The sequence below is a fragment of the Micromonospora sp. NPDC048040 genome, assembly GCF_055587185.1.
Genome location: NZ_JBVJGT010000041.1, coordinates 44,480 through 64,296, shown reverse-complemented (window position 1 = coordinate 64,296; position 19,817 = coordinate 44,480). Strand labels below are relative to the sequence as shown.

Genomic DNA, 19,817 nt, shown 5'->3' with positions numbered 1-19,817 from the left:
CCCCCCCCCCCCCCCCCCCCCCCCCCCCCCCCCCCCCCCCCCCCCCCCCCCCCCCCCCCCCCCCCCCCCCCCCCCCCCCCCCCCCCCCCCCCCCCCTCCTCCCCCCCCCCCCCCCCCCCCCCCCCCCCCCCCCCCCCCCCCCCCCCCCCCCCCCCCCCCCCCCCCCCCCCCCCCCCCCCCCCCCCCGCCGCAGCGGCCGATCGTCGGCTCGGCGTCCGGCACGACGACCCCGGCCGGTACACCGGTCACACTGATCACCGGCGACCTCGCCGTGTACTCCGTCGACGCCGCAGGCCGCCCGTCGGCGTCACTCGTCCCGGGCCCGAACGCCGACCCGGACGGCTACATCACCCGCGTCTTCCGCGGTGACGTCTACGTCGTCCCGGCCCGCGCGGTCCCGATGATCTCCGAGGGCACCCTCGACGAGCAACTGTTCAACGTCAGCGCGCTGGTACGCCAGGGCTACGACGACCGGTCGGCCGCGGCCCTGCCGTTGCTCGCCACCTACGGGGGCGCGGTGACGCGTACCCGCCAAGCGCCGCAGGCCCCGCAGGGCGCGACCGTCGAGGCGACCCTGCCGGTCGCGGACGCCGTCGCCCTGTCTGCGGACAAGGAGCAGGCCGCGGAGTTCTGGCGCGACCTGACCGACGGTGACGGGCCGGGGATCGCGAAGCTGTGGCTGGACGAGCGGGTCAGCGTGGCGATGGCCGAGAGTGCCGCGCAGATCCACGCCCCGCAGGCGTGGGCGGCGGGCTTCGACGGGACGGGCACCACGGTGGCCGTCCTCGATTCCGGCTACGACGGCAAGCACCCGGACCTCGCCGGGCAGGTGGCCGGCGCGAAGAACTTCACCACCGACTCCGGTGGCGCCGACGTGGACCTGAACGGGCACGGCACACACGTCGCGTCGACGGTCGCGGGCACCGGCGCTGCCTCCGGCGGTGTCGAGAAGGGCGTCGCGCCCGGCGCGAAGCTGCTCATCGGCAAGGTGCTCAACAGTTACGGACAGGGCCAGGAGTCCTGGATCATCAACGGCATGCAGTGGGCCGTCGACCAGAAGGCCGACGTGATCAGCATGAGCCTCGGCGGCAGCGTCGGTACCGACTGCACCGATCCGATCGGCGTCGCCGCGCAGGCGCTCGCGCAGCAGAGCGCCTCGCTGTTCGTGGTCGCCGCCGGCAACGCGGGCCCCACGCTCCAGACGATCAGCGCGCCCGCGTGCGCGAAGGACGTTCTCACCGTGGGCGCGGTGGACTCCGCGGGTCAGACCGCACGGTTCACCAGCCGTGGCCCGGTCACCGGCACCCACACCGTCAAGCCCGAGATCGCAGCGCCGGGTGTGGAGATCCTCGCGGCCGAGTCCGGCACCGGCCGGTACACCCGGATGTCGGGCACGTCGATGGCGACCCCGCACGTCGCCGCGGTTGCCGCGTTGCTGAAGCAGAAGCACCCCGGCTGGACGGCGCAGCAGCGCAAGGCGGCGCTGATCTCGGCGGCGACGCCGAGCACCACGGGCCGGGTGCACGAGGTGGGCGCCGGTGTCGTCGACGCCCTGCGCCCGCTTACCGCGACGGTCGTCGGCCCCGGTGTCGTCGACGCGGGATCGTACGCCTGGCCGCACCTGCACCAGCCGAAGACCACGACGACGGTCACACTCACCAACACCGGCGACAAGGCGGTCGCGTTCGACCTCACGATCGCCGGAGCGACCGCCGAGAACGGAGCGCCGCTGCCGAAGCGGACGTTCGCGGCCGGGATCGGCACGGTCACCGTCCCGGCGCACGGCACGGCCGAGGTGCCCGTCGTCCTCGACCCGGCCGTCAAGTTGAGGGCCGCCGAGTACGGCGCGATCGGGGCCCGGCTCGTCGCCACCGCAGCCGACGGCAGCACCGTCGTCACGGCGATCGCGGCGTACCTGGAGCCGCATGCGGTCACCGTGAAGCTGAAGCTGATCGACCGCCGCGGCGAGGCGCCGGCCACGCCGTCGTTCGTGGACGTCGTGGACGCGGACCGGCTGACCGCCCTGCGGTTCGCGTCGTTCACGACCGAGCCGACGCTGCGGCTGCGCGAGGGCCGCTACTCGATCAACGCCGTGATCGCCAGCCGTGACGCGGGCACCACCGGGGCGAACGGCCTGGTCCACTCGGTGACGTTCATGGGCGACCCGGAGTTGGTGGTCAACAACGACGACGTCGACCGGACCATCACCTACGACGCCCGGACGGCGATCCGGCAGAAGGTCACCGCCGAGCGGCCGATCGAGGCGCAAAATGTCGCGCTGGAGTACGGCCGCTGGTGGGACACCGCGTACATCAGCGGCGGCTACACCGGCGGGAAGTCCGTCGACGAGGTCTACGTCGGCCGGACCACGCCGGTCACCGACGGCGGCTTCCAGCTGGGCAGCTACCACCGGCTGTACGCGCCCGAGCTGGTCCTGCGCACTAGCGGCGGGATCGCTCTCAACCCCGTCTACATCGGGCCGAGCCGGCTCCAGGCCGGCGTGCCGACCCGGTTCGACGGATCCGGCACCGCCGAGCTGGTCGACGCCGGAGCAGGCAGTGAGGCGGAGCTGGCCACGGCGACCGGGAAGATCGCGCTGGTGCACTCGACCGATGTCGCGAAGGTCCTCACCGCAGCCGCGGCCGCAGACGTCAAGGCCGTCATCTTCGGACGGGACGAGCCGGGCCGATGGTCTGCGATCGCCGCGTCGACGATCCCGGGTCTGACGGTCACCGCGATGGAGGAGTCCGCCCTGCGGGCTGCGCTGGCCGCCGGACCGGTGACGCTGGCCTGGGACGCCGTCGTCACGAGCCCCTACGTCTACAACGTGGCGTTCGCGGACGAGCGGATGACCCGGCCGGACGTGCCGCTGCAGGTCAGAGAGAAGAATTTGGCCCGGGTCGACGAGCGGATCCATTCCACCCGCACCAACCGGGTCATCATCGACGGAATCCAGTTCTTCCCGGCTAACTACCCCAGCGCCGTGTCGCTCGTCTCCGACACTTTCGCCGTTCCGGTCGAACGGGCCTCGTTCGTGACCGCCGGTGTGCAGACCCAGCGCCTCATGGCCGGGGCGAGCATCCGGGACGAGACGATGCTCGCCGCGCCGCGGACCGCCGAGGCGGGGTCCGTCCGGTCGGAGGACTGGTACCGCGGCCCGATGCGCTCGACCGGCACCCGGCGGGCGGACCTGTCGCCGGAGCGCATCGCCGAGAGGCAGGAGGGCCAGATCGGCGCCGCGATGCTGGTGTGGGGTGACTCCGAACCCGACCATTACGGCATCGGCGGCTTCGGCGACGTCGGCAACGCGGAACTGTTCGCCGACGGCGTCAGCCTCGGACGCAGCGCCTGGCCGCAGGGGATCTGGGACGTGCCGGACGCCGACGCGGCCTACCGGCTGCGGGTGACGACCATGCGGTTCAACCCCGGGCCCAACCACCCGAACTGGAGCCTCTTCTACGGCACCGAGACGGAGTTCCGGTTCCGGTCGCAGCGGCCGTCCGACAACGGCCTCTACGCCCTGCCGATCCTGGTCCCGTCCTACGACATCGCCGTCGACACGCGGAACCTGACCCCGGCGACCGCCGGGTTCGAGATCGGCTTCGGCGGCGCCGGTCAGCGCGACTACGACGCCGGGCAGATCACGGCGGCGCAGGCGTGGGTCTCCTTCGACGACGGGACGACGTGGCAGGAGGTGACCGTCACCCGAAAGGGGGCCGGATTCGTCACCACTGTGGACCAGTCGGCGGCCGCCGGAAAGAACGTCTCCCTGCGCGTCGACCTCACCGACGAGCACGGCAACGGCGTACGCCAGACGATCACCCGGGCGTACGGCGTGCGGTGATGTGGTTGGCGGGGCTCCGGGATGCGGCTCGTCCCGGGGCCCCGCCCGGCCATCCGACCGGCGGCCGGGACTGTTCAAGATCCATCCTCATGGCCCATACTCTCCGCGTCGCCGCGGGCGGAGGGAGGCAGCCATCGATGCTGGCCGCGTTAGGCCTAAGCCCCGAGGACGAGGCGGTCTACGGCCTGCTGGTCCGGCGCGCGCAGGCCGGCCCGGACGAGCTGGCGGCCGCCCTGCGGATGCCCACCGCGGCGGTCGAGGCGGCGCTGTCCCACCTGCTCGCCTGCGGCCTGGTGAAATCCGGATCGGACGGCGCGTTCTCGGTGGCGCCGCCCGCGGTCGCGCTCGGCGCGCTCGTCAGCGAGCAGCGCAACGCACTTCGCAGCGCCGAACTGGCGCTTGTCACGCTCGCCGAGGAGTACCGCGGGGCGGTCGCGGGACGCACCATCGACGAACTGATCGAGGTGGTCACCGGCGTCGACGCGGTCCCGCCACCGGTTCGCCCGGGTGCAGCACGCCGCCCGTACCGAGGTGCGCGGCTTCGTCACACTGCCCTTCATCGCCGTGCCGCCAGGCAGTGACGCGGTGGAGTCGGCGGCGGTGGACCAGGGGGGGGGTTCCGGGTCATGGTGGACCGCCCGGCGCTCGCCGAACCCGGGGTGGTCGCCGAGACCCTGGAGTCCCTGCGCAGCGGCGTCCAGGTGCGGGTGGTCGAGTCGTTGCCGATCAAGCTCATCCTGGCCGACGCGGAACTGGCCCTGGTGCCGTCGACCACCACGCCGGGCGGTGAGCCCGGCGCGGTGCTGCTGCACCGCACCGGGCTGCTGGCCGCGATGGACGCGCTCTTCGAGGTCGTGTGGCGGCACGCCCACCCACTGGAGCAGACCCCCTCGGGAGGCGTGACCGAAGCCGCCAGAGCCGGCACCGACGGTCCGACCGACCTGGACCGCAGGATCCTGACGCTGCTGCTGGCCGGGCTCACCGACCAGGTCGTCGCCGCCCAGCTCGACCTGTCCCTGCGCACCCTGCAACGGCGCCTGCGCCACCTGATGGACCTGGCGGGGGTGGAGACCCGGATGCAGCTCGGCTGGTACGCCCGCCAGGTGCCCTACGGCCGACGGCTGGCGCAGAGTCCGATGGAGTGAGTCAGGGGACGAGGGCCGACGGGCAGTGTGCGAGCAGATCCCTCGGCGCATGCGCGACCAGGTCCGGCCCGGCGGCCAACAACCCACTCGCATCCCCGCCGTGCCACGTCGTGGCCACCGTCGTCGCCCCGGCCTCCCGCCCGCTCAGCAGGTCGATCACCGCATCTCCGACCATCATGGCCTGGTGCGCCGGCACGTCCATCAGCCCCAGCGCCTGGAGCACGATGTCTGGCGCCGGCTTCGGCCGGGCCACCTCGTCGGAGCCGATCACGTGGTCGAACAGACCGAGCACCCCGAGCGTGTCGAGCAGCGAGCGCGCCCGCGGGCCGCTCTTGCCGGTGGCGATGGCCATCTTGATGCCCCGGCCGTGCAGCGTTTCCAGCGTCTCCCGTACTCCAGGGAACAGCGGCACCAGGTGGGCCATCCGGTAGCTCTCCCGGACGAACGGCTCCTCCATCTCCAGCGGCAGCCCCATGAGCCGCATGATGTCCGGGAAGTACCGGCCCATGTGCTGGTTGTACTCCTCGAACGGGGCCGGCCCGTCGCCCACCACCTCGGCGTACGCGATACTGAACGCCTCCCGCATCACGGCCGAACTGTCGACCACGACGCCGTCGAGGTCGAACACGACGGCCCGGATCGGCCCCCGTACCGGAGCGGGGCGGGTTACGCCGGACGACGGAGCGTCGACCGTGGACGGTGATTGGCTCATGGCTGCTCCCCGGGGCGAATGAGGTCGCCGGTGGTTCTCACCGGCCGCTGTCGCCCGCGAGGGCGTACTGCCGATCCGGCATGGTGGGCCGGGCGCAGTGGTAGATGCGTTCGATGATGTCGATGGTCCGGCGGGCCTCGGCCACGGCCGCACCCCGGCTGGCGGGGTCGGCGAGCAGGCCGGGCAGGGCGTCGAGCTGACGGTCGTACTCGGCGCCGATCGGCTCGGCGGACAGCGGCAGCCGGACGGCCTCGCCGTCGCGGGTGCGGGTCAGCACCGGCTCCGGGTCCCGGTTCGGGCTGAATCCGAACGTGCAGCGCAGCGTCGCCGAACCGGCCGCGCCGTGCACCGTGATGGTGGTGCGGTCCAGCGCCTCGTGCGAGGCCCAGCACGCGTGCAGGGTGACGGACGCGCCGGTGTCGGTGAGCAGGAAACCGCGGGCGGTGTCCTCGACGTCGCCGGGGGCGTGGCCGGCGGTGTCGGCCTCGCTGCGCCAGGCCGCGTGAGCCGCGCCGTCGTTGACGAAGTCGTCGGAGACGCTGCCGACGGCGTGGGTGACCCGGGTCTGGCCGAGCATCGGCAGCACCGTGTCGAGCAGGTGCCAGCCGAGGTCCACCAGCGCGCCGCCGCCGGAGAGGTCGCGCCGGGTGAACCAGCCGCCGGCGTCGGGCACGCCCCGCGCGCGTACCCAGGCCACGTCGACGTGCCGGATCGGGCCCAGTTCGCCGGCCGCGTCGGCCAGCGCCCGGACGTCGGCCCGGTAGCGGGCGGCGCTGCCGGCGAGCAGCACCGCGCCGCCTGCGCGCTCCGCATCCGCGAGCAGGGTCGCCTCGGCGGAGGTCAGGCAGACCGGCTTCTCCAGGAACACCGGTACGCCCCGGCGCAGCAGCCGGGCGGCGACGGCGGCGTGCAGGTGGTTCGGCACGGCGACGACCACCAGGTCGACCGCGCCGGCCGGCAGTTCGTCGATGTCGGCGTACGCGGCGGGGACGTGGTGGCTGTCGCGGGCCCGGTCGCGGACGCCGGGCTCCGGGTCGACCACGGCGGTCACCGTGAAGCCCGGGTGCGCGGCGAGCCGGGGCAGCCAGATCTCGCGCCCGGCCCACCCGAGGCCGGCCACCGCGACTCGCACCGGGCGGTCGGTCGCGGCGGCCGGGGGCAGGCCGGTCATCCGGCGAGGACGTCGGCGAGCACGGCCGCGATCTCGTGCATCTGCTGCTCGGTGCCGAGCAGGGTGCGGTGGTGCAGCCAGATGCAGTCGGCGTGGATCTGCTCGACGTTGGGGCAGCGGGCCGCGATCGCCTCGACCGACTCGTCGGGGGTGCCGGCCTTCCAGAAGCCCTCGCACCGGTAGATGGCCCGGAACGCCACGAACGCGGGGACGCCCCGCGCGATCAGCGCGTCCACCACGGCGCGGCGGCGCTCCATGGTGATCCCGGGGACCCGGAACATGGCCATGTAGTGCGGGTTACGGTCGGTGCGCGGGTCGGTGGCCTGCGGGACGACGCCGGGAACCTCGGCGAGCAGGCTGGCCAGCAGTGGCCAGCGCTGCTCGCGTACCGCGATCTGCTCGTCCAGCCGGCCCAGCTGGGCGCGCAGCACGGCGGCGGTGAACTCGCCCATCCGGTAGTTCGAGCCGGTGGTGCTGTGCAGGTAGTCCCGGTCGGTGCGGGGCCGGCCGCAGCTGTGCACGAGGAACGCCCGCTCGCGCAGTTCCTCGTCGGGGAAGAGGATCGCGCCGCCCTCGCCGGCGGTCATCAGCTTGCCGTTCTGGAAGCTGAACGCGGCCACCGAGCCGAGTTCTCCGGCCCGCTTGCCCTGCCACTGCGCGCCCTGGGCGTGCGCGGCGTCCTGGAGCAGCGCCACCCCGGCGTCGGCGGCGAGCTTGCTCAGCGCGTCCATGTCGGCGAACTGGCCGGCCATGTGCACCGGCATGATGACCTTGGTGCGCGGCGTGATGGCGGCCTCGACCGCGGCCGGGTCCATGTTGTAGGTGTCCAGGTTGACGTCGACCGGCACGGCGACGGCGCCCAGGCGCTGCGCGGCCAGCGACGACGAGATGAACGTGAAGGCGGGGACGATCACCTCGGTGCCGGGGCCGACGCCGAGCACCTCCAGGGCAACCTCGAGGGCATGGGTGCCGTTGGTGACGGCGAGCGCGTGCGGCGTGCCGTGGTAGGTGCCGAACTCCTGCTCGAAGGAGTCGACCTCGCTGCCGCCCATCCGCCACCACTGGCCCTGCTCGAGGGCGCGGATCAGTCCGGCGCGCTCCTCGTCACCGAACTGCGGCCACTCGGGGAACTCCGACACCGTCGAGGGCTGACCACTCATGACTTCCCACTTCCCAACTCGGGCAGACCAGGGGCTTTGCCGGACATCGGGCGGGACGACCCGGGACCGCCGGTACGCGGTCCGGGCGCACCGGGGCGCCGGATGGCCGGTTCGAGGTAGGTGACGCCCCCGTGGAGCCGGCGGCATCGCTTCAGCACGGAGGACGGTAACCGAACCGGACGTCGGGTCACCGCCCCTAACAGCCCCTACGTACCCCTTACTCCACCCGCGCGCGAGCTGTCGCCGGGTCGCCCCCCCGCCGGCCGCGCAGTAAGACTGCAGAGGACCAGACCACTCATCGGGTTCTGCCGGGACAGGACCCGCGCCCCCGCGAGGTGAAGCGTGTCGGACGTGCTGCTGCTGAACGGCCCGAACCTGGGCATCCTCGGCAGGCGGGAGCCGGAGATCTACGGCACCGACACCCTCGACGACATCGAGCGGGCGGTCGGCGAGGAGGTCGCCGCGCAGGGCTGGCGGGTGGTGGCCGAGCAGCACGACTGCGAGGGCGCCCTGATCCGCGCGATCCAGAACCGCTACGACACCGTCGGCGCCATCGTCAACCCGGGCGCGCTGATGATCGCCGGCTGGAGCCTGCGCGACGCGCTGGCCAACTATCCGCGGCCCTTCATCGAGGTGCACCTGTCCAACGTCTGGGCCCGGGAGAGCTTCCGGCACGACTCGGTCATCGCCCCGCTGGCCAGCGGCGTCATCGTCGGGCTCGGGTCGCTGGGCTACCGGCTGGCCGCCCGCGCCCTCGTCGCGACCGTCCGGTGAGGGCTCCGCGCGGCGCCCTCCGCCGTCTGCCGGGCCGATCCGGCGCCGGTACGGTCGTCCGCATCCTCCCACCTCACCCGAAGGACCTCAGGTGCACATTCCCGTCATCGTCCTGACCGCCATCCTCGCCGCAGTCTTCCTGGGCACCGCCGTGCCGAAGCTGACCGGAAAGGCGCAGATGCGCCAGCGAATGGACCACCTGGGCGTCTCCCCCGGCCTGACCCGCGTGCTCGGGGTGCTGGAGATCGCCGCGATCGCCGGTCTGCTGCTCGGGCTGCTCTGGGCGCCGCTGGGCATCGCGGCGGCCGTCGGCATCGCCCTGCAGATGGTCGGCGCAGTGGTCTACCACGCCCGCGCGAAGGACCCGGCCGCCGAGACCCTGACGCCGGTGGTCTTCGCCGTCGCCGCGGTGGCACTGGTGGTCCTCCACGTGCTCAAGGGCTGAGTCGCCGTGCCCGACCCGCAGCGTCCCACCGCCGGGCCCGACCCGCAGCGCCCCGGGCCCGACGGGCAAAGCGCTGTTGGAGTACTCGGCGTCGACGTCGGCGGCACCAAGGTGGCGCTGCGCGCCGAGGCGGCCGGCCGGCCGGCGTACGACCGGACCTTCCGCTGGCCGCACGGCGCCGACGCGGCCGCCGACCTGGCCGCGTTGGCCGCCGAGGTGACCCGGCTGCGCGACGCGTGGGGGCCGGTCGGCGCGGTCGGGGTGGCGATGCCGGCGACCACGGACGCGGCGGGCGCCGTCACGACATGGCCCGGCCGGCCGAGCTGGGCCGGCCTGGACCTCACCGACGCCCTGAATCGGCTCTTCCCCGGCGCGGCGACGGCCGTCGCCGACGACGGTGACCTCGCGGCGCTGGCGGAGGCCCGGCACGCCGGCCACGACGACGTGGTCTACCTGGGCGTCGGCACCGGCATCGGCGGCGGCGTGGTGCTGGCGGGACGGCCCGTGCCGGGCCGGTCCTCGGCGGAGATCGGGCACATGGTCGTCGCCCTCGACGGTCCGCGCTGCGACTGCGGCCGGCGCGGCTGCCTCCAGTCGGTCGCGTCCGGTCCGGCCACCCTGCGCCGGGCTGCCGACGCTCGGGGAGTTGAGGTGAGCTTCGACGACCTGCGCGACGGGCTGCGCGAGGGCCGCGACTGGGCGCTCCACGCGGTCGACGCGAGCTGCCGCGCCCTGGCGGCGGCGGTGGTCAGCCTCGGCGAACTGCTGGACCCGGCGGCGGCGATCGTCGGCGGCGGGTTCGCCGCCGGGCTGCCCGGCTTCGTCCCGCTCGTCGCCGAGCATGCCCGGTCGGCGGGCCGCCCCGGCCGTCCGGCGCCGCCGGTGCTCCCCGCCGCCCTCGGCGGCCTGTCGTCCCTGCACGGCGCGGTGGAGCTGGCCCGGGGCCTGAACGCCGCGCCGGCCCCCGCCAGCCCCGTCCCCACCCCGTAGAGGAGATCAACCATGGTCAGGATCGGTGTCGTCGTCGGCAGTACGCGGCCCGGACGCAAGGCCGACGTCGTGGCGCGCTGGGTGCGGGACCTCGCCGCCAAGCGGGCCGACCTCACCGTCGAGCTGGTCGACATCGCCGACTACCGCCTGCCGCACTTCGACGAGGTGCTGCCGCCGTCGATGGCGCCGTCGACGCGTCCGGCCGTACGCCGGTGGGCGGCGACGGTGGCCGGGTTCGACGGGTTCGTCTTCGTCACCCCGGAGTACAACCACTCGATCCCGGGCGCGCTGAAGGACGCCGTCGACTTCCTCTTCCAGGAGTGGCAGCACAAGTCCGCCGGTCTCGTCAGCTACGGCGTGCACGGCGGCACCCGCGCGGCCGAGCACCTGCGGCTGGTGCTCGGGCAGCTCGGGGTGGCCGACGTCCGGTCGCAGGTCGCGCTCTCCCTGACGACCGACTTCGTGAACTTCCGTGACTTCCGGCCGGCGGCCCACCACGAGGAGGCCGTCAGCACCATGCTGGACCAGGTCGTCGCCTGGGCCGGCGCGCTGCGGACGCTCCGCCGACCCTGACGCCGACGCCACCGGCCTGACGCCGACGCCACCGGGCGTGGCGGCGTCGGCGCGGTCGGCCGGAGGACGCCGGCTCAGCCGGCCCGCTCGGCCCGGCGCAGCAGCGCGGCGGCGACGCAGCCGCCGGCGAAGACGGCCACCGCGCCCACCGTCTGGCCGGTCTCCAGCGCGGAGCGGAACGCGCCGGCGACGAGCCCGCGTTCCGCCTCGGTCCCGGCGGCCGCCAGAGCGGCGGGGAACGACCCGGCGCCGGCCAGCGCGGCGGGCAGCAGGGCGGCGAGCCGGGCGTTCAGGATCGCGCCGAGCACGGCGACGCCGAGGCTGCTGCCGACCTCCGTCATGGTGCCGTCCACCCCCGCCCCGGCCCCGGCCTTCTCCGGCGGGATCGCGCTCATCACCGCCTCGACGATGGCCGGGTTCGCCACGGCGCAGCCGGCGCCCATCACGAGCAGCCCCGGCAGCAGCACCCCGTAGCCGTCCGTCGGGGCGTGGGTGATGAGGGCGAGTCCGCCGGCGAGCAGCGTCATCCCGAGCGCGATCGACCGGGGCAGCCCGAGCCGGCGGATCACCCGGACGGCGACGCCGGCCACGTTGAGCAGGACGATGGAGAGCGCGAACGGCACCATCCGCAGCCCCGCCTCCCAGGCCGGGTAGCCGCGCACGAACTGGAGGTGCTGGGTCAGCAGGAACAGCGCGCCGGTGGCGCCGAAGGTGATCAGGACGACCCCGGAGACCGCGCCCACGAAGCGGCGGCTGCGGAAGAAGTGCATGTCCAGCATCGGATCGGCGACCCGCCGCTCCCAGGCCACGAAGGCGGCGAGGAGGACGACCCCGGCACCGGCCGCGCCCAGCACCGGGGCGGCCGTCCAGCCCCGCTCCGGCCCCGCGATGATCGCGTAGACCACCGCGGTCAGGCCCGCCGTGGAGAGCAGCACCCCGCCCAGGTCGAGGCGCCCGCCGGTCGGGCGGCGCGACTCCGGCACCAGCACCCACGCCGCCACCAGGCAGACCAGCACGATCGGGACGTTGACCAGGAAGATCGCCCCCCAGGGCAGGTGGGCGAGGACGAGCCCGCCGAACGGCGGCCCGGCTGCGAACCCCAGCGCGCTCGCCGCGGCCCAGAGCCCGATCGCGCGGGACCGCTCGGCGTCGTCGAAGACCTGCATCGCCACCGCGAGGGTGGCGGTGACCAGGAGCGCCCCGCCGATCCCCATCCCGGCCCGGGCGGCGATCAGCTGGCCGCCGGACTGCGCGAGCCCGGCCGCCAGCGACCCGAGCCCGAACAGCACGAGACCGGCCAGCAGCATCCGACGGCGGCCGTACCGGTCGGCGGCGCTGCCCGCGGTGAGCAGCAGGCCGCACTGGACCAGGGCGTACGCGTTGATCATCCACTGGACGTCGGCGGTGCTGGCGGACAGCTCGGTCGTGAGCACCGGGATGGCCACGGTCAGCACCGTGTTGTCGAGCACCACGGTGACCTGGGCGAGGCAGAGCACGCCGAGGATCAGCCACCGGCCCCGCACCCGGCCGCCCGCGCCGCCGACGGCTGTCCCGCCGGCGGGCGCGACAGTCGTGGCGGTCATCGGGTCGGCGCGAAGCGGGCGATGGGGTTGGCCAGGGTGCCGACCAGTTGCAGCGCGGCCGACGGGTCGGCGAGGTCGACCATCTGCCGGTTGTTGCGCAGCTGGAGCCGGTTGAGGCAGGACAGCGCGAACTCCGGGGCGAACAGGTCGTAACGCCGCAGCCGCTCGGCCAGGTGCGGGACGCTGTCGGCGTAGTCGGCCGCGCACCGGGCGACGGTGCGCCAGAAGGTCTCCTCGTCCAGCACGCCCTCGGTGACCAGGATCGCGTTGAGGTAGCGCAGGAAGCAGTCGAAGACGTCGGTGAAGATCGACAGCAGCTTCATGTCCTCGGGCACGTCGGCGCGCACCCGCCCCACCTGCGGGGGCAGGTCGGCGTCCGGGTCCATCACCACGATCTCCTCGGCGATGTCCTTGAAGATGGCCCGCTCGACCGTCCCGCCGTCAAGGACGAGGATGACGTTCTCGCCGTGCGGCATGAAGGCCAGGTCGTGGGCGTAGAAGCTGTGCAGCAGCGGGGTGAGGTAGGCGTCGAGGTAGCGGCGTAGCCACACCTGCGGCGCCAGCCCGGACTGCGCGATCAGCGCGGCGGCGAACGACCGGCCGCCGCGGTCGGTGTGCAGCAGGGACGCCATGGTGGCCAGTCGCCGGCCCGGCTCCAGGCCGGGCACCGGGCTCTCCCGCCACAGCGCGGCCAGCATCTTCCGGTACGGGGAGTACCGGTCGGTCGCCGCCTCGTACTCCAGGTGCCGGTACCCGATGGCGGCCCGCTCGCGGATAATGGTCAACCCGGTGCGCTTGAGGATCTCGTCGCCGTCGATCAGGTCGGCGAGCCAGTCGTTGATCGCCGGGGTGGCCTCCATGTACGCGGCGGACAGCCCCCGCAGGAAGCCCATGTTCAGCACGGACAGCGCCGTCTTGACGTAGTGCCGGGTCGGGTCGGTGACGTTGAAGAAGGTGCGGATGGACTGCTGGGCGAGGTACTCGTCCGGGCCGGGCCCGAGGCACACCAGCCGGCGCTGCGCCACCTCGGCGGCGAACGTGACGGAGATCCGGTTCCACCACTGCCACGGGTGCACCGGGATGAGCAGGTAGTCGGCCGGGTCGAGGCCGAGCCCGGTCAGGGTGCCCGCGAAGGCGGCGAGGGTGTCGTCGCCGAGTTCGGCGCGGAGCAGGGTGTCGTAGTCGAGGTCGGCGGCGCAGGTGAAGGTCGTCCGGTCCCGGTGCGCGGCCAGCCAGAACAGCCGGACCGGGCGGGCGGCCTCCGGCGCGTACGCGTGGTATTCGTCGATGCCGAAGCCGATGCGGCCGTTGTTCGCCACGAAGCCCGGGTGGCCCTCGGTCATCTCGGTCTCGATGGTCTGGAAGTCGGCGCGGGCGAGGTCGGCGGCGCTGACCGCCGGCTTGTCGAGCTTGTACGCGGTGCTGGCGAGGGTGGAGCTGATCTCCTCCAGGTAGACGGGGAGGATCTCGTCGCGCAGGCCCAGCGCGCCGCGCAGGTCGAGGCAGAAGTCGAGGGCGTCCAGCGGCAGCTCGGTGTCGCCGCGGTGGCGGGTGATGCTGTCGGCGTCGATCCGCCAGTGGTCCAGGGCCAGCAGGCCCGCGGTGAACCGGTAGACCACGTCGCCGCCGTCGCCGCGCACCTCGTACCGGCGCTCCCCCGCCGCCGGGCCGTCCGCGTCGGCGGGGACCGGCTGGGGTGCGAGCAGCCGTTCGTGGGCGAACTCGGCCAGGGCCTTGCGGACCAGCAGCCGGTTGGCGCGGGCCCAGCTCGCCGGCGTCAGGTGGGCCACGGATGCGGAGGGATTCACGCGGGCAGGTCTCCTCGGGTTGCGGCGGGGTGGATGTCTGTCGCGCCGGTCGCGGCCTCGAACTGGGCGCGGGTGCAGACGCTGAGCAGCGCGTCCTTCTCCGGCTTGGCGATCGGGCCGACGACGGTGAAGCCGACGGCCGCGTTGAGCGCGTGCACCGCCGTGTTGCGCACGTCGGGCTCCACGACGACCCGCCGGGTGGCCGGGTCGGCGAACAGCCACGCCAGCACGGTGGTGATCACCGCGCGGGTGAAGCCGTGCACGGGCGCGTCGGTGGGTGCGCAGAGGAAGTGCATGCCGACGTCGCCGTCGACCGCGTCGTACAGGCCGACGAGTTCGACGCGGGCGGGGTCGTACCGCTCGGCGAGGAAGGCGGGCCGTCCCTCGTGCAGGCCGAGGAACGCGTCGTGGTGCGGGTGGGCGGCGATCCGCCGGTACTCCTGCGCGACCCGGGCCACGTCGGCGTCCTGCATCAGCCAGAACGCCGCCTTCGGGTGGGTCACCCAGCGGTGCAGCAGCGCGGCGTCGGCGTCCGGGTCGAGGGTACGCAGCGCGAACTCGCCGAGCCGGCCGTCGACGCGGCGGTGGACGATCTCGGTCACGACGTGGCTCCGGCCGGTACGCCGAACTCCTGGAAGGCGATGCTCTTCTCGACCGGGTAGTGCTCGCGGCCGAGCAGCTCCCGGATGATCCACGAGTTGCGGTACGGGCCCATGCCCAGGTCGGGTGACGTGATGCTGTGCGTGTGGGTGCCGGCGTTCTGCAGGAAGATGCCCCGGCCGGTGTGGTCGATGCTGTAGTTGCGGGCCACGTCGATGCGGCCGTGGTCGTCCCAGCGGATGCGGTCGCGCACCGGCTCGAGGAACTCCGGGACCCGGTAGTGGTAGCCGGTGGCGAGCACGAGACCCTCGGTGTCCAGGGTGAAGTCGCGGTCCTGCTCGACGTTGCGCAGCCCCAGCGCGTACGTCCCGCTCGGCTCGTCGTACGCGGCGGTGGTCAGCGCGGTGTTGGTCAGCAACCGGGTGCGGACCGGGCCGCCGATGCTCTTGGCGTAGAGCAGGTCGTAGATGTCGTTGATGAGGTCGGCGTTGATGCCCTTGAACAGCCCCTTCTGCGCGGACTCCAGCCGGTAGCGGGTCGCCTCCGGCAGGGCGTGGAAGTAGTCCACGTAGTCCGGCGAGGTCATCTCCAGGGTCAACTTGGTGTATTCGAGCGGGAAGAACCGGGGCGACCGGGTGACCCAGTTCAGCTGGTAGCCGCAGGCGTCGATGTCGCCGAGCAGGTCGTGGTAGATCTCGGCCGCGCTCTGCCCACTGCCGACGACGGTGATGCTGCGCTTGGCGCGCAGCGCCGCCCGGTGCTCCAGGTACTGCGAGTTGTGGATCGCGTCGCCGCCGAGCCCCCGGCAGGCGTCGGGCACGTGCGGCGGGGTGCCGGTGCCGAGCACGAGGTGCCGGGCCCGGTACGTGGCCTGCTCCCCCGTGGCGGTCACCGTGGCCCGCACGACGTAGTGCTCGTCACCAGGGTCGAACTCGACGGACGTGACCCGCTGTCCGAAGCGGACGCCGCGGAGCTTGCCGGCGGCCCAGCGGCAGTAGTCGTCGTACTCGCTGCGCAGCGGGAAGAAGCTCTCCCGGATGTAGAACGGGTAGAGCCGCCCCGACTCCTTGAGGTAGGCCAGGAAGGAGTAGGGGGAGGTCGGGTCGGCGAGTGTGACCAGGTCGGCGATGAACGGCGTCTGGAGGCGGGTCGACTCCAGCAGCATCCCGGGATGCCAGCTGAAGGTGTCCCGCGCCTCCAGGAAGAGGCCGTCGAGGTCCTCGATCGGTTCGGTCAGGCAGGCCAGGCCCAGGTTGTACGGGCCCAGCCCGACGGCGATGAAGTCGTGCGTCGACATGCGGTTATCTCCAGAGCGGGGACGGGTCGTCAGCCGACGGGGCAGGTCAGCTCGGCGGTCGCCCTGGTGCGCGCGTACCAGCCGGCGTGGTCGGCGACGAGGTCGAGGACGTGGGCGATGTCGTCCAGCGTGGTCTCGGGGTTGAGCAGGGTGAACTTGAGGTGGTGCGCGCCGTCGACCCTGGTCCCGGCGACCAGCCCGGCGCCGGAGGCCGCCAGCGCCTCGCGGGCGTACAGGTTGGCGTCGTCGACGAGGTCGCGGCCGGGGCCGCTCGGCAGGTAGCGAAAGACCACGGTGCTGAGCTGCGACCGCGTGACCACCTCGAAGCGGGGATCCTCGGTGAGCAGTCGCCAGGCGTCGGCGGCCCGGTCCACCACCTCGTCGAAGAGCGCGCCGATGGCGTCCGGCCCCATGATCCGCAGGGTCAGCCAGAGCTTCAGCGCGTCGAAGCGGCGGGTGGTCTGGATGCTCTTGTCGACCTGGTTGGGGATGCGCTGCTCGACCATCCGGGCGGGATTGAGGTAGTCGGCGTGCCAGGTGGCGTGCCGCAGCACCCGCCGGTCGCGCACCAGCAGGGCGCTGGAGCTGACCGGCTGGAAGAACGACTTGTGGTAGTCGACGGTGACCGAGTCGGCCCGTTCGATGCCGTCGAGCAGGTGCCGCCGGGTCGGCGACACCAGCAGCCCGCAGCCGTACGCGGCGTCGACGTGCAGCCATACGCCGGCCGCCGCGCAGACGTCGGCGATCTGCGGCAGCGGGTCGATGGTGCCGAAGTCGGTGGTGCCGGCGGTGGCCACCACCGCCATCACCACCAGCCCCTCGCCGCGGCAGCGGTCGATCTGGCGGGCCAGCTCGTCCGTGCGCATCCGCCGGTCGGTGTCGGTGGGCACGGTGACCACCGCGTCCGCGCCGAGGCCGAGCAGCCTGGCCGCCTTCTGCACGCTGAAGTGGCCGGCCGCCGAGGTGATGATGCGCAGTCGGGACAGCAGCTCCGGCCGGGACTGCTGCCCGGTCGCCCGGCCGGTCACCCGGGCGCAGGTCTCCTCGCGGGCGAGCAGCATCGCCTGGAGGTTGGACTGCGTCCCGCCGCTGGTGAAGACGCCGTCGGCGGCCGGCCCCAGGCCGATCCGCTCGGCCGTCCAGTCGACCAGCCGGCGCTCGATCAGGGTGCCCCCGGCGCTCTGGTCCCAGGTGTCCAGGGAGGAGTTGACGGCGCTGAGCACGGCCTCGGCGAGCAGCGCGGGGATCACCACCGGGCAGTTGAGATGTGCCAGGTAGCGGGGGTGGTGGAAGAAGACGGCGTCGCGCAGGTAGACGTCCTGGAGCTCGTCGAGCGCGGCGCCGGTGTCGCCGAGCGGCCGGTCCAGGTCGATGCCGGCGATCCGGGGCGCCAGCTCGTCCGGTGTCACGCCCGTGAACGGCCGGTCCGCGCCGGCCACCCGGGTCGCCACCCGGTCGATGCCGGCGGCCAGCACGCGCCGGTAGTCCTCGACCGAACCGGCGGTGAACAGGTGGGCGCGGGCGCCGTTCGTCCCGGGGGTCACCCCGGTCGACGGTGCCTGGACGGTGGATCCGGGCAGGCTCATGCGGGTCCTCAGCGGTCGGGAGTGGACACGGTGGCAGGGGACGTGGACGTCGCCTGCCGCCCGCGATCCGATGATCGAGCGAAGTTAGGTTACCCTAACCTAACTTCGTGTCAAAGATGTTGCCGCGTCGCATCGATTTCGCTCAGTTCGACGCTGTCGCCAACACCCGCTCCCCGGGCGCCGCCCCGGCGGGGCGCCGGAACCGGCGCTGGTGTGCCACGCCCACCGCGACGCCGAGTCCCACCAGGACGACGGCGGCCATCGCCACCGCGGGATAACCGACCTGACCGGCCGCGGCCAACGCGACGGAGGCGGCCACGAACGAGCAGACCAGCCCGAACGACGACAGCACGGTGAAGTCCGTGCCGCCCGTGCCGGGGCGGGAGTAGTCCATGTTGACCGTGTAGAGCACGACGTTGGCGACCGTGTACGCGGCCATGAAGCAGCACAGCGCGGCGACCGTCCCGCCCAGCGGGGCACGGCCGTTCATCAGCGGCAGCAACATCGCCGTGGACGCCGCCAGCGCCACTCCCCCGGCGACGAGCACGCCGGCCCGCCCGAACCGGCCGATCCCGATCCCGGCGACCAGACCGGCCGCGACGGCCGGCACGCTGGTCACCACGCCGGTCACCACGCCGATGCGCTCCAGCGACCAGTCCGCGTCGACCAGGGCCGGCGTGACGAGGGCGTACGCCGCGCCGGCTCCGGTGTAGACCAGGGGCACCACGCCGAAGGTCCACCACCGGCAGCCGGGCTGGCCGAACACGGACAGCAGCGCCCGGTACGCCTGGCCCGTGCGGACGCGGTCGGCGCGGGCGGGCTCCCGGAACCGCCACACCACCAGCAGGCCGACGACGGTCAGCACGGCCAGCAGCAGGATCGCGGGCACCCAGCCGAACCGGTCGTAGACGATCACGCAGGCGCCGCCGCCGAGCAGGTTGCCGACGTAGCTCGCGGCTACCTGGATCCCGTTGCCGACACCCCGCGCCCGCTCCGACAGCAGCCGGACGGCGACCGCGTCGACGGCGATGTCCTGCGTCGCGGAGAGGAACACGTACGCGACGCAGATCGCGACGACCGGGCCGAGCCGCTCGGCCGGGCGGTCGAACGGCAGCAGCGCCAGCAGGGCCAGCACCAGGCCGCCCTGGAGCACCAGCAGCCAGGACCGGTAGTGGCCGCGGCGGCGGGAGCCGTACCGGTCGAGGATCGGCGCCCAGAGGAACTTGACCGGCCAGACCAGGCCGACGAACTGCAGCAGCGCCAGCGCGTCGAGGGAGGTGCCGCCGTCGCGCAGGATGGCGGTCAGCCCGACGGTGATGAAGCCGATGCCGAGGTACTGGGTGACGTAGAGCGCGGTGAGGGTGCCGAGCCGACCCTTCACCGGGCGCTCCAGTAGCCCAGCGAGGTGACCTGGTGCTTGCCGACGCCCAGCGTCCGCCGCACATGCCTGGTGATGCCGCGCGTGCTGGCCGCCTCGCAGGCCACCCAGTAGTGCGCGCCGTCGTCGGCGGCGGACAGCGCGGCGCAGACCGTGTCGACCAGGTGCCGCCCGTCGTCGCGACGCGGCACCCACGTGACCTCGTGCCCCGCCCGGGCGCGCGGCGTCAGGGCCTTCTCGCCGTCGTCGGCGTACTCCAGCCAGACCGTGGCGGGGACGTCGGGGGCCGCGTCGAGCAGGCTGTTCACCGCCGGGAGCGAGGCGGCGTCGCCGACCAGGTACAGGTGCCGCGGGGCGGGATCCGGCAGGCTGAACGCGCTGCCCTGCATGGTGGCGTCGATGGTGTCGCCGGGCTTCGCGGCCGCGGCCCAGCGGGCGGCGCACCCGTCGTGGATGGCGAACTCCAGGTCGAACCGGCCCGTCGCCGGGTCCGGGTCGACGAGGGTGTACGCGCGCTGGTGCGGGCGGCCGTCGTTGTCGAACCACAGCCGGACCCACATGGTGGGGTGCACGCCGCACGCCGCCAACAGCCCGCCGCCGTCCATGTGCAGGCGGCGGTAGTTCCCGCCCACCGACTCGGCGCCAAGCACGGTCAGCCGGAAGTCACGGCCGCCCATCGCCTTCAGCACCAGGGCTTCCCAGTTCCGCTTCACGCACCCTCCAGGTAAGGTCTGCCCCAGTTAGGGGAGGG

At 73.6% G+C, this 19,817-nt stretch carries 17 protein-coding genes; 7 read left to right on the top strand and 10 right to left on the bottom strand.

Going from position 1 to position 19,817, the window contains the following annotated elements; translation table 11 throughout:
• The first annotated feature begins 271 nt into the window (after positions 1-271).
• The 3 genes from ACZ6O2_RS27520 (at position 272) to ACZ6O2_RS27510 (ending at position 4,989) form a co-directional block, all read left to right on the top strand.
• On the top strand, positions 272-3,844 hold the full coding sequence (locus ACZ6O2_RS27520) for a S8 family peptidase (protein WP_466024885.1): 3,573 nt from the start codon (positions 272-274) through the stop codon (positions 3,842-3,844).
• A 137-nt stretch (positions 3,845-3,981) separates the two neighbouring features.
• Complete coding sequence (locus ACZ6O2_RS27515; RefSeq protein WP_466024884.1) at positions 3,982-4,425, top strand: helix-turn-helix domain-containing protein; 444 nt, start codon at positions 3,982-3,984, stop codon at positions 4,423-4,425.
• Between the two features lie 45 nt (positions 4,426-4,470).
• The gene (locus tag ACZ6O2_RS27510; protein WP_466024883.1) at positions 4,471-4,989 is read left to right on the top strand and encodes a helix-turn-helix transcriptional regulator; all 519 of its coding nucleotides are present in this window, start codon (positions 4,471-4,473) and stop codon (positions 4,987-4,989) included.
• Position 4,990: 1 nt separating this feature from the next.
• Here ACZ6O2_RS27510 and ACZ6O2_RS27505 read toward each other — a convergent pair whose 3' ends face one another.
• Genes ACZ6O2_RS27505 through ACZ6O2_RS27495 form a run of 3 tightly spaced genes read right to left on the bottom strand, consistent with a single transcriptional unit; the run spans position 4,991 to position 8,032 of the window.
• Complete coding sequence (locus ACZ6O2_RS27505; RefSeq protein ID WP_350710200.1) at positions 4,991-5,701, bottom strand: HAD-IA family hydrolase; 711 nt, start codon at positions 5,699-5,701, stop codon at positions 4,991-4,993.
• A gap of 37 nt (positions 5,702-5,738) precedes the next feature.
• Positions 5,739-6,872, bottom strand: a complete 1,134-nt coding sequence (locus tag ACZ6O2_RS27500) for a Gfo/Idh/MocA family protein (RefSeq protein WP_466024882.1) — start codon at positions 6,870-6,872, stop codon at positions 5,739-5,741.
• Positions 6,869-8,032 carry a DegT/DnrJ/EryC1/StrS family aminotransferase gene (locus ACZ6O2_RS27495; protein WP_466024881.1) on the bottom strand — a complete coding sequence of 388 codons (1,164 nt, stop codon included), beginning with the start codon at positions 8,030-8,032 and terminating at the stop codon, positions 6,869-6,871. The genes ACZ6O2_RS27500 and ACZ6O2_RS27495 overlap by 4 nt, the downstream gene beginning before the upstream one ends.
• Before the next feature lie 342 nt (positions 8,033-8,374).
• Between ACZ6O2_RS27495 and ACZ6O2_RS27490 the strand changes: the two genes are divergently transcribed.
• From ACZ6O2_RS27490 to ACZ6O2_RS27475, 4 genes are all read left to right on the top strand, one after another.
• A complete protein-coding gene (locus ACZ6O2_RS27490; RefSeq protein WP_466024880.1) occupies positions 8,375-8,806 on the top strand; it encodes a type II 3-dehydroquinate dehydratase in 432 nt (143 codons plus the stop codon).
• A gap of 91 nt (positions 8,807-8,897) precedes the next feature.
• Positions 8,898-9,251, top strand: coding sequence for a DoxX family protein (locus tag ACZ6O2_RS27485; RefSeq protein ID WP_350710207.1), 354 nt, complete (start codon positions 8,898-8,900; stop codon positions 9,249-9,251).
• A gap of 6 nt (positions 9,252-9,257) precedes the next feature.
• Positions 9,258-10,241, top strand: a complete 984-nt coding sequence (locus ACZ6O2_RS27480; RefSeq protein ID WP_466024879.1) for an ROK family protein — start codon at positions 9,258-9,260, stop codon at positions 10,239-10,241.
• 12 nt (positions 10,242-10,253) lie between these two features.
• Positions 10,254-10,814 (top strand): NADPH-dependent FMN reductase, encoded by a 561-nt coding sequence (locus ACZ6O2_RS27475; protein ID WP_466024878.1) that lies wholly within the window; start codon positions 10,254-10,256, stop codon positions 10,812-10,814.
• Positions 10,815-10,888: 74 nt separating this feature from the next.
• Here the strand turns inward: ACZ6O2_RS27475 and ACZ6O2_RS27470 are convergent, their stop codons facing one another.
• The 7 genes from ACZ6O2_RS27470 to ACZ6O2_RS27440 form a co-directional block, all read right to left on the bottom strand.
• Positions 10,889-12,397, bottom strand: a complete 1,509-nt coding sequence (locus ACZ6O2_RS27470; protein ID WP_466024877.1) for an MFS transporter — start codon at positions 12,395-12,397, stop codon at positions 10,889-10,891.
• A complete protein-coding gene (locus ACZ6O2_RS27465) occupies positions 12,394-14,205 on the bottom strand; it encodes an IucA/IucC family protein (RefSeq protein ID WP_466024876.1) in 1,812 nt (603 codons plus the stop codon). Before ACZ6O2_RS27465 ends, ACZ6O2_RS27470 begins: the two co-directional genes overlap by 4 nt.
• Positions 14,202-14,798: a GNAT family N-acetyltransferase gene (locus ACZ6O2_RS27460; RefSeq protein WP_466024886.1), complete on the bottom strand. Its 597-nt coding sequence runs from the start codon at positions 14,796-14,798 to the stop codon at positions 14,202-14,204. Before ACZ6O2_RS27460 ends, ACZ6O2_RS27465 begins: the two co-directional genes overlap by 4 nt.
• Before the next feature lie 5 nt (positions 14,799-14,803).
• Complete coding sequence (locus ACZ6O2_RS27455) at positions 14,804-16,102, bottom strand: lysine N(6)-hydroxylase/L-ornithine N(5)-oxygenase family protein (protein WP_466024875.1); 1,299 nt, start codon at positions 16,100-16,102, stop codon at positions 14,804-14,806.
• A 29-nt stretch (positions 16,103-16,131) separates the two neighbouring features.
• A complete protein-coding gene (locus ACZ6O2_RS27450; RefSeq protein WP_350710216.1) occupies positions 16,132-17,688 on the bottom strand; it encodes a pyridoxal phosphate-dependent decarboxylase family protein in 1,557 nt (518 codons plus the stop codon).
• A gap of 142 nt (positions 17,689-17,830) precedes the next feature.
• Complete coding sequence (locus ACZ6O2_RS27445) at positions 17,831-19,069, bottom strand: MFS transporter (protein WP_466024874.1); 1,239 nt, start codon at positions 19,067-19,069, stop codon at positions 17,831-17,833.
• Positions 19,066-19,779 (bottom strand): siderophore-interacting protein, encoded by a 714-nt coding sequence (locus tag ACZ6O2_RS27440; protein WP_466024873.1) that lies wholly within the window; start codon positions 19,777-19,779, stop codon positions 19,066-19,068. The genes ACZ6O2_RS27445 and ACZ6O2_RS27440 overlap by 4 nt, the downstream gene beginning before the upstream one ends.
• Between the last annotated feature and the right edge of the window lie 38 nt (positions 19,780-19,817).

Bases quoted from the DNA above. Each gene is read 5' to 3' on its own strand.
- ACZ6O2_RS27515 (WP_466024884.1), top strand. From the start codon at position 3,982: ATGCTGGCCGCGTTAGGCCTAAGCCCCGAGGACGAGGCGGTCTACGGC.
- ACZ6O2_RS27510 (WP_466024883.1), top strand. From the start codon at position 4,471: ATGGTGGACCGCCCGGCGCTCGCCGAACCCGGGGTGGTCGCCGAGACC.
- ACZ6O2_RS27505 (WP_350710200.1), bottom strand. From the start codon at position 5,701: ATGAGCCAATCACCGTCCACGGTCGACGCTCCGTCGTCCGGCGTAACC.
- ACZ6O2_RS27500 (WP_466024882.1), bottom strand. From the start codon at position 6,872: ATGACCGGCCTGCCCCCGGCCGCCGCGACCGACCGCCCGGTGCGAGTC.
- ACZ6O2_RS27495 (WP_466024881.1), bottom strand. From the start codon at position 8,032: ATGAGTGGTCAGCCCTCGACGGTGTCGGAGTTCCCCGAGTGGCCGCAG.
- ACZ6O2_RS27475 (WP_466024878.1), top strand. From the start codon at position 10,254: ATGGTCAGGATCGGTGTCGTCGTCGGCAGTACGCGGCCCGGACGCAAG.
- ACZ6O2_RS27470 (WP_466024877.1), bottom strand. From the start codon at position 12,397: ATGACCGCCACGACTGTCGCGCCCGCCGGCGGGACAGCCGTCGGCGGC.
- ACZ6O2_RS27455 (WP_466024875.1), bottom strand. From the start codon at position 16,102: ATGTCGACGCACGACTTCATCGCCGTCGGGCTGGGCCCGTACAACCTG.
- ACZ6O2_RS27450 (WP_350710216.1), bottom strand. From the start codon at position 17,688: ATGAGCCTGCCCGGATCCACCGTCCAGGCACCGTCGACCGGGGTGACC.